The organism is Alkalihalobacillus trypoxylicola (genome assembly GCF_001590785.1).
GTDB classification, from domain to species: domain Bacteria; phylum Bacillota; class Bacilli; order Bacillales; family Bacillaceae_D; genus Alkalihalobacillus; species Alkalihalobacillus trypoxylicola.
Genome location: NZ_LTAO01000026.1, coordinates 1 through 11385 on the forward strand (window position 1 = coordinate 1; position 11385 = coordinate 11385).

11 protein-coding genes are annotated in these 11385 nt (G+C 36.5%); 10 read left to right on the top strand and 1 reads right to left on the bottom strand.

The genetic code is table 11. From position 1 onward, the window contains the following. Window positions 1–434 precede the first annotated feature (434 nt). The 3 genes from steA to AZF04_RS15335 are packed head-to-tail and all read left to right on the top strand — an operon-like array spanning window position 435 to window position 3027. On the top strand, window positions 435–1562 hold the full coding sequence (steA, locus tag AZF04_RS15325) for a putative cytokinetic ring protein SteA (protein WP_061949496.1): 1128 nt from the start codon (window positions 435–437) through the stop codon (window positions 1560–1562). Further along, window positions 1563–2222, top strand: a complete 660-nt coding sequence (locus tag AZF04_RS15330) for a glycosyltransferase family 2 protein (RefSeq protein ID WP_061949497.1) — start codon at window positions 1563–1565, stop codon at window positions 2220–2222. A gap of 1 nt (window position 2223) precedes the next feature. Next, window positions 2224–3027 carry a hypothetical protein gene (locus AZF04_RS15335; RefSeq protein WP_061949498.1) on the top strand — a complete coding sequence of 268 codons (804 nt, stop codon included), beginning with the start codon at window positions 2224–2226 and terminating at the stop codon, window positions 3025–3027. A gap of 10 nt (window positions 3028–3037) precedes the next feature. Here the strand turns inward: AZF04_RS15335 and AZF04_RS15340 are convergent, their stop codons facing one another. After that, the gene (locus AZF04_RS15340) at window positions 3038–3280 is read right to left on the bottom strand and encodes a DUF2627 domain-containing protein (RefSeq protein ID WP_045479824.1); all 243 of its coding nucleotides are present in this window, start codon (window positions 3278–3280) and stop codon (window positions 3038–3040) included. Window positions 3281–3616: 336 nt separating this feature from the next. Between AZF04_RS15340 and AZF04_RS15345 the strand changes: the two genes are divergently transcribed. The 7 genes from AZF04_RS15345 to AZF04_RS15375 all read left to right on the top strand — a co-directional run bounded on the left by AZF04_RS15345 (window position 3617) and on the right by AZF04_RS15375 (window position 11264). Next, on the top strand, window positions 3617–4714 hold the full coding sequence (locus AZF04_RS15345; RefSeq protein ID WP_061949499.1) for a Glu/Leu/Phe/Val family dehydrogenase: 1098 nt from the start codon (window positions 3617–3619) through the stop codon (window positions 4712–4714). 60 nt (window positions 4715–4774) lie between these two features. Continuing rightward, window positions 4775–6199, top strand: coding sequence for a dihydrolipoyl dehydrogenase (lpdA, locus tag AZF04_RS15350; protein ID WP_061949500.1), 1425 nt, complete (start codon window positions 4775–4777; stop codon window positions 6197–6199). Window positions 6200–6211: 12 nt separating this feature from the next. Beyond that, window positions 6212–7216 carry a thiamine pyrophosphate-dependent dehydrogenase E1 component subunit alpha gene (locus AZF04_RS15355; RefSeq protein WP_061949501.1) on the top strand — a complete coding sequence of 335 codons (1005 nt, stop codon included), beginning with the start codon at window positions 6212–6214 and terminating at the stop codon, window positions 7214–7216. A gap of 1 nt (window position 7217) precedes the next feature. Then, complete coding sequence (locus AZF04_RS15360; protein ID WP_061949502.1) at window positions 7218–8201, top strand: alpha-ketoacid dehydrogenase subunit beta; 984 nt, start codon at window positions 7218–7220, stop codon at window positions 8199–8201. An 18-nt stretch (window positions 8202–8219) separates the two neighbouring features. Further along, window positions 8220–9494 carry a dihydrolipoamide acetyltransferase family protein gene (locus AZF04_RS15365; protein ID WP_061949503.1) on the top strand — a complete coding sequence of 425 codons (1275 nt, stop codon included), beginning with the start codon at window positions 8220–8222 and terminating at the stop codon, window positions 9492–9494. A 191-nt stretch (window positions 9495–9685) separates the two neighbouring features. Next, window positions 9686–10729, top strand: coding sequence for a metal ABC transporter solute-binding protein, Zn/Mn family (locus AZF04_RS15370; RefSeq protein WP_061949504.1), 1044 nt, complete (start codon window positions 9686–9688; stop codon window positions 10727–10729). A gap of 100 nt (window positions 10730–10829) precedes the next feature. Beyond that, a complete protein-coding gene (locus AZF04_RS15375; protein WP_045479844.1) occupies window positions 10830–11264 on the top strand; it encodes a BrxA/BrxB family bacilliredoxin in 435 nt (144 codons plus the stop codon). The last annotated feature ends 121 nt before the right edge of the window (window positions 11265–11385 follow it).

Genomic DNA, 11385 nt, shown 5'->3' on the forward strand with positions numbered 1-11385 from the left:
CACTCTGACGAAGCCCTGCGAAGTCGGAGTTAGCTGAAGACAAGCCCTTGGGAAAGCATCTACCTAAAGTGGAAATCAAAAACCAAAATGTTCGGTTTTCATTATAAAATGTCTTGAATGTTTGTGAACTAACTTCTTGATTGAAACGGTAGGTAGTGACTCCCAAAGGATCAGCGCCGTTTGAAGATCCACTCTGACGAAGCCCTGCGAAGTCGGAGTTAGCTGAAGACAAGCCCTTGGGAAAGCATCTACCTAAAGTGGAAATCAAAAACCAAAATGTTCGGTTTTCGTTCCGTTTTAATTATAAGATATGAATGATGAAATTGATTTATTTGAATAAAATATCCTCCGCTTTTTTTATAATGAGAGCGTTTTTTTTTGATTAATAGAACATACTAAAAAACAAAGAGAAAAAGAAAGGTTTTAGGTATGCTATGGAAGGTTTATTATTTTCTCATTCAAGTACAAAAAAACTACTGAAACAATTACCTAAAGATCATAAGATTGTTTTGTTAGAACACGAAGATTTGGATAGTTTAGCCGTAGACGGACTTATCAAGAAAGAAGTAAAGGTGATTTTGAATATAGAAAATTCAATGAGTGGTAAATATGAACACAATCAGGTCGAGAGGCTTTTACATGCTGGAATAGAAGTATATGATTGTCACGTTAAAACACAACAAGAACGAAGAGCTCTTGAACAATTAAATGATGTTTATGTTGAGATTTTGAATAATCAACTTTATTTTAAGCAAAACAAGGTATGTGATTTACAGCCTTATGAATTAAATAAAGTAAATGTATTGAATGAACAAGCAAAGGAAAATTACTCCTCAACTTTCAAAAATTTTATCACAAATTCTGTTTCCTACATGGACAAAGAATTAGCCCATTTTTCGCAACCTATAGGTTTACCTAATTGTATGAAAAAGGTAGAAGGTAAACCAGTCTTTATTATTGCCAGGAATGCCTATTATGAAAAAGATATTAAAGCGATGAAGAAAAAAATAAAGCAGTTAAATGCAATCATTGTGGCGGTAGATGGTGCAGCTGATAGCCTACTTTCTCTTGACTTAAAGCCACATTTCATCGTTGGGGATATGGATTCTGTTTCGAATACATCCTTAAAATGTGATGCGGAAATCATTTGTCATCGTTATCTTACTGGACAGTCTCCTGCCATAGAAAGAGTAAATGCACTAGGTTGTGATAAAGTTTCTGAATTTACTTTTGTTGGGACTAGTGAAGACCTTGCTATTTACTTAACTTATTGGTCCGATGCTAAGCATCTTTACTTAATTGGTTGCCGTATAGGTATGAGTGAGTTTTTGGAAAAAGGTAGATCTGGGATGAGTTCGAGTATTTTAAGTAGAATACAAGCAGGTAATAAAATGACGGATTTGAAAGGAATTCATCAGCTTTATAGAAGCAATAAAATTCAGTTTCAGTTATCGGAAAGTTTTAAAGGCGTGAACAAAACCATTAAATTATTAACGACTATTTCTCGCCAATTACTTTTACCATTTAAATTATATGACAAGTGGAAAAAGGAGAGTTTATAATTGCCAACAATTAGTGTTGTCATCCCAGCTTACAATGAACAAAATAGTTTGGCACAAACACTAAGAGCTGTAAAAGCCTTACCATATACGAAAGAAATTATTGTCATTAACGATGGTAGCACTGATCGTACGATTGATATTGCTAGTCAATATTCGGATCATGTCATTCATTTAACGAAGAATTATGGAAAAGGATTTGCTTTACAAAAGGCATTTCAAAAAGTAAAGGGTGATTTCATATTATGCCTTGATGCTGATTTAGGCGAAAGTGCATCCGAGGCTACTTTATTAATTGAAGCGGTGATTAATCATAAGGCAGATCTAGTTATTTCAAAAATGAAACCAGGTAGACAAGCAGGGTTTGGTTTTATTAAAAAAAGAGTCCAAACGTTAATATGGAAAGAAACGGGAGTTCGTTTAGAATCACCATTATCTGGTCAAAGAGTTTTTCATCGTAAATGGCTTCCTTATTTAATGCCTATAAAATCGAAGAGGTTTGGAATTGAAACAGAAATGAATGTAAGACTGATACGAGCAAGAGCAAGTATTCTGGAGATAGAAACGAGTATGATGCATCGAGAAATGGGAAGGACACTAAAAGGGGTTTGGCATCGCTATAAGCAGTGGATCGATATTAAAAGAGTATGGAAAGAGGTATAAAATGTATATTTCTATATTTTTATTACCTATAATGGCCGTCTTAAGTTTATATGCGTTTCAATCAGTGGGGTGGACGGTTCGTAATTTTGAAGGAAATGAAATACCCTATAGCTTAGGGGTTGTCGTATTGTTCTCATTTTCTCTCTTAACGGACTTTCAATTATCCAACTATATTGCAACGAGCAAAATGGCCTTAGTCTATATTGTGATTATTTGGATAATAGGCTTTGTAGATGACTTATTAGGGGCGGACGCTCCAAAAGGAATAAAGGGTCATCTGAAATATTTGTGGAATGAAAAAGAAATTACAACGGGTATCATTAAAATTATCGGTACCGCTGTAGCAGCGTTTTATATGGTATTAATATTTGAACCAGATAACCTCATAACGGCACTTAGGTACTTTTTTTTGCTATTTTTATTTCCTCATTTAACCAACCTTTTAGATACGAGACCTTTGCGGGTATGGAAGGTAAGCTTGGTTTTCTGGTTTATACTACTCGCTTATGGCTTTACGCCTTCTTTTACAATTGTGGTTTATTTACTAACTGTATTGTATATATTACTTATAATGGAAGGTCATCGAATTGCTATGTTAGGTGATAATGGTGCAACAACAGTTGGAGCTATTTTTGCTCTTTGGACCATTACAATAGCTACACCGCAAATACAATGGCTGATGATCGGTATAATTCTAATCTTCATGTTATTAGCGGAACGTATATCGCTAACGACTTTTATTGAAAGAAGACCATTATTAAACTGGTTTGATCAATTAGGGCTGTTTTTGAAGAAGCCACAATAAGTATCTGTATCTATTGTAAATCCTTCTGTTTTTTTGGAGGGATTTTTCCATTTTTTTTGTCACGATAAAAAATAAAGCCAGCGATAAAGCTTAATCCTGCCAAAAATAAAATAATACCTAAAACAAACTCTAGTGCTAAAGGTAAAAAAGAAATATTACTTATTTGAAATAAAGAGTCTCTCATTAACTTAATTCCAAACCCTGCAATAACTCCAGGAATAATTAATATTGTTAGTGCTAAAAAGCGTCCCATTTTTATGCCTCTTTCAATTGAGAATTATTTAAAAGCTATTCCAATTTTAACAAAAAACAAAAGATTGTACAGCTTAAAAGGTTGCAACTTTTTGAAATTTGAGTAATAGTAAAGAGAGTAAATATAAGAGCTACAATTAGGACATAGTCTTAATTTTGTATATAATAGAAATCAATATTGAAAAATAATGAATATAGTAGGATAAGCTTTGCTCAATTACTCTACTACAGCATAAACGTGCTTCTCTTCCAATGTTCAATTATGATAGTAGTAAAGTATTTCTAAAAATTACTTTATAATCATGATGGTTGGTAGGAAGAACGAGGAGGTAAGACAATGAAACTTTTTGAAGAAATGGAACAGTATGATTATGAACAAGTAGTAGTTTGTCAGGATAAAACATCCGGTTTGAAGGCAATTATTGCGATCCACGATACAACTTTAGGACCTGCACTTGGCGGTACTCGTATGTGGATGTACGAAAATGAAGAAGCTGCTTTTCAAGATGCTTTGCGCTTAGCAAAAGGAATGACCTATAAAAATGCAGCTGCAGGACTTAATTTAGGTGGTGGAAAAACCGTTATTATAGGTGATCCACGTAAAGATAAAAATGAAGAACTTTTCCGTGCTTTTGGCCGCTATATTCAAGGGCTAAATGGCCGATACATAACAGCAGAAGATGTCGGAACAACCGAGGAAGATATGGACCTAATTTTTCAGGAGACCGATTACGTGACTGGTGTTTCTGCTAAATATGGTTCAAGTGGAAATCCTTCTCCAGTGACCGCATACGGAGTGTTTGTTGGTATGAAGGCAACCGCTCAAGCTGCATTTGGTAGTCCTGATTTAAGCGGGAAAACGGTAGCAGTGCAAGGAGTTGGGAATGTTTCCTATCACTTGTGTAAATTCTTGCATGAAGAAGGAGCAAAATTGGTTGTAACCGATATAAATAAAGAGGCTGTCGGACGGGCTGTTGAGGAATTCGGTGCAGAAGCAGTTGATCCTCAAGATATTTGGGCAGTAGATTGCGATATTTTTTCACCATGTGCTTTAGGTGCATCTATTAATGACCAATCTATACCTCAATTAAAAGCAAAGGCTATTGCAGGTGCTGCAAATAATCAGTTAAAAGAAGAACGCCATGGTAAGATATTACATGAATTAGGGATTTATTATGCGCCAGATTATGTGATTAATGCAGGTGGAGTGATTAATGTTGCAGATGAGTTAAATGGATACAATCGTGAGCGAGCTTTGAAAAAAGTCGAAACGATTTACCAAAACGTAGAAAAAGTTTTTGAAATATCACAAAGAGATCAAATACCAACAGCACTAGCAGCTGATAGAATGGCTGAAGAAAGAATCGCTCGAATGAAACAATCTAGAAGACAGTTTTTACAAGATAGTCACCACATTTTATCTCGAAGAAAATAATTAAACTTCTAGCTTTAAGAAAAGTGAATTTAGTTGGTAGCTTTTGAAGGAGGAAGAGACATGGCTGAAGAATATGATCTAGTCATTCTAGGTGGAGGAACAGGAGGATATGTAGCCGCTATCCGAGCAGCTCAACATAACCTAAAAGTTGCGATTGTAGAAAAAGCTAAGGTTGGTGGTACTTGCTTACATAATGGATGCATACCGAGTAAAGCATTATTAAGAAGTGCAGAGGTATACGCAACGGCAAAAAAAGCCGAGCAATATGGAGTAGAAATTGGTGAATTAACTTTAAACTTTACTAAAGCTCAAAAACGTAAAGAAGAAGTGGTAAACCAACTGCACCAAGGAGTACTATCATTAATGAAAAAGGGAAAAATTAATATTTATGAAGGAACAGGTAGAATTTTAGGTCCTTCTATCTTTTCCCCCACACCCGGAACGATTTCGGTAGAGATGAATGATGGTTCTGAAAATGTAATGCTCGTTCCTCAAAATGTTATAATAGCTACAGGCTCTTCTCCAAGTACCATTCCTGGATTGAATATGGATGAGGAAAAGGTATTAACATCGAATGGTGCGTTAGCATTAAAGGAGTTACCAAAATCGATAATCATTGTCGGTGGAGGGGTTATTGGAGTAGAATGGGCTTCTATGCTTAATGACTTTGGTGTAGAAGTTACGATACTTGAATATGGTCAAGACATACTTCCTCAGTCTGATCAGGACATTTCTAATGAAGCAAAGCGGTTATTAGAAAACAGAGGGATTACAATTGTAACGAATGCAAAAGTAGATGGTACTAGTTTAAAGACAGAGAATCAATCCATAAGTATTGAAGCAGAAGTGAATAACGAAGTAACCTTATTCCAATCTGAAAAGATACTCGTGTCAGTAGGAAGAAAGGCAAATACTGAGGATATCGGAATTAGTAATACGGAAATAGAGCTAGAAAACAGCTTTATTCAAGTAAACAAGTACTATCAAACAAAGGAATCACATATTTACGCAATTGGTGATGTGATTGGAGGTCTTCAGCTGGCTCATGTGGCTACTCATGAAGGAATGAAAGCTGTTGACCATATTTTGCAAAAAAAAGTAGAAGCTGTAGACGAACAAACGGTACCGATATGTGTATATAGTCGTCCTGAAATTGCTAGTGTAGGATTAACAGAAAAAGAAGCCAAAAAACGTGGGCATTCTATAAAAGTGGGGAAATTCCCGTTCAAAGCTATAGGAAAAGCTCTAGTATATGGAGAAGCAGAAGGCTTTGTAAAAATTATAGCCGATCAAAACAATCAGGATTTATTAGGGGTTCATATGATTGGACCACATGTTACAGATTTAATTTCAGAGGCTGCATTAGCTAAAGTGCTAGATGCTGCTGATTTTGAAATAGCCGAAATGATCCATCCTCATCCGACATTGTCGGAAATCATGGGTGAAGCTGCCCTTGCTGTTGATGGACTAGCTATCCATATGTAGGGAGGAAAAACGATGTCAAAAGAACGTCACATTGCGTTAGGTTTATCGGATGAAGATGTTTTGGAAATGTATAAAATGATGCTATTAGCTAGAAAAATTGATGAAAGAATGTGGTTATTAAATCGTGCAGGCAAAATTCCTTTTGTTGTATCATGTCAAGGTCAAGAGTCCGCACAAGTAGGAGCCGCATTCGCATTAGATGAAAAAAGGGATTATATTTTGCCGTATTACAGAGATGTTGGTACAGTATTACGCTTTGGTATGACAGCAAAGGATTTAATGCTATCAGCCTTTGCCAAGGGGGAAGACCCGAACTCAGGTGGTAGGCAAATGCCGGGACATTTCGGACAAAAGAAAAATCGAATTGTGACCGGATCTTCACCAGTAACAACACAAGTTCCACATGCTGTAGGAATCGCCCTAGCTGGTCGATTAAATAAAGAAGAGTTTGTTACCTTTACGACTTTTGGAGAAGGCTCCTCTAATCAAGGAGATTTTCATGAAGGTGCTAACTTTGCAGGAGTACATAAGTTACCTGTCATTTTTATGTGTGAGAATAATAAATACGCCATCTCTGTTCCCATAGAGAAACAGCTAGCCTGCGAAAAAGTATCTGACCGTGCAATTGGATACGGAATGCCAGGTGTTACCGTTGATGGAAATGATCCATTGGCTGTTTATGAAGCTGTAAAACAGGCTCATGAAAGAGCGTTGAATGGCGAAGGGCCATCATTGATTGAAGCGGTATGTTACAGATTAATGCCACATTCAAGTGATGATGATGATAAAACCTACCGTTCTCAGGATGAGGTAAATATGGCGAAAGAAAAAGACGCCATTATTACATTTGCTCAATATTTAAAAGAAGCTGATTTGTTAAATGATAATCAATTGAAGGACCTTCATGCAGAAGTAGATAAGTTGGTTAATGAAGCAACAGAATATGCAGAAGAAGCACCATATGCAGATTCAGAAACTGCTTTTGATCATGTCTACGCAAATAAGGAGGAAGTTTAGTATGGCAGTTCGTTCATATATAGAAGCAGTAACCTTAGCACTACGAGAAGAAATGGAACGCGACGAGCAAGTGTTCATTTTAGGAGAGGATGTCGGAGCTAGAGGCGGAGTTTTTCGAGCTACGATGGGTTTATATGAACAATTTGGCTCAGAAAGAGTCATTGATACTCCTCTAGCAGAATCAGCAATAGCTGGAGTTGGAATCGGTGCTGCTATGTACGGAATGCGTCCAGTAGCGGAAATGCAATTTGCTGATTTTATTATGCCAGCAGTCAATCAAATCGTGTCTGAGGCAGCCAAAATAAGGTACCGTTCTAATAATGATTGGTCTTGTCCTATCACTATCCGAGCTCCTTATGGAGGGGGAATACATGGAGCTTTGTATCATTCTCAATCAGTTGAAGCTTTATTTGCAAATGTTCCAGGACTAAAAATTGTGATGCCATCCACACCTTATGATGTAAAAGGATTGTTAAAGGCGGCCATTCGTGATGAAGATCCGGTATTGTTTTTTGAGCATAAGCGAGCCTATCGTCTAATTAAAGGTGAAGTTCCAGATGATGATTATACACTTCCAATTGGAGTGGCAGATATCAAACGACAAGGAACAGATGTCACAGTTATTACATACGGTCTTGCCGTTCATTTTGCTCTTCAAGCAGCCGAGAAGCTGGAGCAAGAGGGAATAAGTACTCACATATTAGATTTGAGAACCGTCTATCCATTAGACCAGACGTCTATTATCGAAGCGGCAAGTAAAACTGGAAAAGTACTTTTAATAACGGAAGACAATAAAGAAGGAAGCATTATGAGTGAAGTAGCAGCGATTATAGCAGAGCACTGTTTATTCGACTTAGATGCGCCTATTCAAAGACTTGCTGGACCGGATGTACCTGCTATGCCTTATGCTCCGAATTTGGAGAAGCGATTTATGATTAATCCTGATAAAGTCGCACGTGCCATTAAAGAATTAGCGGAATTTTAACGGGAAAGGAGCCTACAAATGAAGAAAGAAATGAAAATGCCTCAGCTAGGTGAGAGCGTAACAGAAGGTACGATTAATAAGTGGCTTGTTGCTCCGGGTGACACCGTTCAAAAATATGAACCGATAGCAGAAGTTGTTACAGACAAAGTAAATGCAGAAATCCCTTCGAGCTTCACCGGAGTCATAAAAGAATTATTTGTTCAAGAAGATGACACGGTAGCTGTTGGAACTCTCATATGCTCGATAGAAGTTGAAAGTGAACAAAAAGATGATAGTGTTGATTCAGAAAAAGAAGCCGCTTCAGACACTCAAAATGAGGGTTCTGAAAATAAGGAATCGACCAAACAGGACCAAAGTAAACGGTATTCTCCAGCTGTTTTAAAAATGGCGAGTGAGCACGGTATTCAATTAGAAGATATAGAGGGAACTGGAAAAGGTGGTAGAATAACAAGGAAAGATGTACAACAAATCATCGATAAAGGTGACCAAAAACAACCAACATCGATCAAAAATGAAGACTATTCTCCAACTAAAGAAGTAACAAGCAAACATACTGTCGAAAATAGTATCTCAACAGCTGAAGGGGATCTTGCTATTCCACTAACGCCGATACGAAAAGCGATAGCTGCTAATATGGTCAGAAGTAAGCAGGAGGCTCCTCATGCATGGATGATGATCGAAGTGGATGTGACGAATTTAGTCAACTTCCGTAATAAGGTTAAAGCCTCTTTTAAAGAAAAAGAAGGAATTAACTTAACCTATCTTCCGTTTTTTACAAAGGCAATTGTAGAAGCTCTTAAGGTTTATCCTCAAATGAATAGTATGTGGGCAGAAAATAAAATTATTCAAAAAAGAGATATCAATTTATCTTTAGCTGTCGCTACAGAAGAGGCTTTATTTGTTCCTGTCATTAAAGCAGCAGACGAAAAAACAGTTAAAGGCTTAGCAAGGGAAATTAATGATTTAGCGACAAAGGTACGAAAAGGAACGTTGCAATCAGCAGATGTTCAAGGAGGAACCTTTACAGTGAATAATACAGGTGCTTTTGGTTCAGTCCTATCTACACCTATTATTAATTTTCCTCAAGCCGCTATACTATCGATAGAATCTATTGTGAAGCGCCCTGTTGTTTTAGAGACAGACCAAGGTGATATGATAGCGATTAGAAGCATGGTCAATTTATGCTTATCGATTGACCATCGTGTCTTGGATGGACTGATTTGTGGGAAGTTTCTTGCGCAGGTTAAAGAAAACCTTGAAAAAATAAACGAAGACCATACATCTATCTATTAAGTCAGTCAGTACCTTTCACTTCATAGTGTGAGGTGCTTTTTTTTCTGCTTTAGCTAAAGAGAATATACGTAACGGATATAAAAGCTTTTGGAAAATCATTCAACAACTTTAATAGTTTACAAACCGTAAACATTCCGATATAATTCGAACAGTAGTAAAGCGTAATAGTTACGAAATAGGAGAGATTAAAGTTGTTCGATAAAAAAATACTTATATTTAGTTTATTATTGATAGGTTTTATCCAATTAAGTGCTTGTGCTTCTGAAAATTCTTCTGAACAAGAGAATGAGATGAACGAACAGGGTGATGAACCACTAACTATTTTTACGACGATTTATCCACTTCAAGATTTTGCAGAAAAAATTGGTGGAGATTATGTAGAAGTAAAAAATATGATCCCTGCTGGTTCTGACGCACACACATTCGAGCCTACACCAAAAGATATGATTGAAGTAGCCGAAGCAGATATGTTTTTATATAATGGCGCTGGTTTAGAAGGGTTTGTTAATAGCTTGATTACAGCCCTTGAAAAAGAGGATGTAACGATAGTAGAAGCATCAAAAGATATTTCATTAGCAACCAATACTCTTGATATACATGAAGATAAGGATCATCATCACCATGATGAACATGAGCATGACGAAGAGCACCACAACCATGATGAACACGAGCATGACGAAGATCATCATCGTGATGGGGAACATCATCACCATGACCAGGATCCTCATATTTGGCTTGATCCTCTATTAGCGATAAAAATGGCTGAAAATATAACGGAATCACTAATAGAAGTTTTGCCAGAACAAAAAGAGGAGTTCGAGAATAACTATTTACAATTAAAAGCAGACTTAGAAGAGTTAGATCACCATTTTGCAGAAATGGTCATGAATTCAACGAAAACGCAATTTATTGTTTCACATGCAGGTTATGGATACTGGGAAACAAGATATGGGTTAGAGCAAATAGGGATTACGGGATTGACTGGTACGGACGAGCCGTCTTTAAAACAGATTCAGGCAATTATCGAAATGACTTCCGAATATAGTATCAACCATATTATGTTTGAGCAAAATATCCCTTCAAAAATGGCTGAGGTGGTACAGTCTGAGACGAATACAGAACCTTTATACTTGCATAATCTAGAAGTTCTTATGCCTAATGATATTGAGAAACAAGAAGATTATTTCTCGCTCATGAACCAAAATATAGAAGCTTTGAGAGAAGCTTTGCAATAAAGGTTTTGGCTTGTTGAAATAAAATATTGGTTTTTTTATACTATCCCATGTACAATGGCTTTAAAAAGAAGTTTTACATCATGTAATAGGAGGTTTTACAATGGAATTTAATTTTTTCATGAACGATGTTGTACAAGTAGCTAGACAAGAGATTACAGAGGCGGGTTATACGGAATTAAAAACTAGTGAGGAAGTAGATCAAGTTTTACAAAATAAAGGCACAACATTAGTTATGGTGAATTCAGTGTGTGGCTGTGCGGGAGGCATTGCTAGACCAGCAGCTGCTTATATGAAAAACTATGATGTTCAGCCAGATCGTTATGTCACGGTATTTGCTGGTCAAGATAAAGAAGCGACTTCAAAAGCAAGAGAATATTTTACAGGATATGCTCCTTCTTCTCCATCATTTGCTTTAGTAAAAGATGGTGAAATCAAGGTAATGGTAGAACGTCATGAAATTGAAGGTCATGAACCTATCCAAGTTGTTCAGAAGCTAGAAAAAGCATTTAAAGAACATATTGAACATAATGAATAGGAGTCATTAAAAATTTGTTAAATGAATCAATTTCATAAAGCCTATCTCATGAATCACGCAAGAATCCAATTTTCATTTTATTGATTTTTGAAAATGAATTTAAGCTGCCTGGGTCATCTCC

Excerpts from the sequence above, each read along its gene's own strand:
- steA (WP_061949496.1), top strand. The coding sequence starts at position 435 with ATGGAAGGTTTATTATTTTCTCATTCAAGTACAAAAAAACTACTGAAA.
- AZF04_RS15335 (WP_061949498.1), top strand. The coding sequence starts at position 2,224 with ATGTATATTTCTATATTTTTATTACCTATAATGGCCGTCTTAAGTTTA.
- AZF04_RS15340 (WP_045479824.1), bottom strand. The coding sequence starts at position 3,280 with ATGGGACGCTTTTTAGCACTAACAATATTAATTATTCCTGGAGTTATT.
- AZF04_RS15345 (WP_061949499.1), top strand. The coding sequence starts at position 3,617 with ATGAAACTTTTTGAAGAAATGGAACAGTATGATTATGAACAAGTAGTA.
- lpdA (WP_061949500.1), top strand. The coding sequence starts at position 4,775 with ATGGCTGAAGAATATGATCTAGTCATTCTAGGTGGAGGAACAGGAGGA.
- AZF04_RS15355 (WP_061949501.1), top strand. The coding sequence starts at position 6,212 with ATGTCAAAAGAACGTCACATTGCGTTAGGTTTATCGGATGAAGATGTT.
- AZF04_RS15360 (WP_061949502.1), top strand. The coding sequence starts at position 7,218 with ATGGCAGTTCGTTCATATATAGAAGCAGTAACCTTAGCACTACGAGAA.
- AZF04_RS15365 (WP_061949503.1), top strand. The coding sequence starts at position 8,220 with ATGAAGAAAGAAATGAAAATGCCTCAGCTAGGTGAGAGCGTAACAGAA.
- AZF04_RS15375 (WP_045479844.1), top strand. The coding sequence starts at position 10,830 with ATGGAATTTAATTTTTTCATGAACGATGTTGTACAAGTAGCTAGACAA.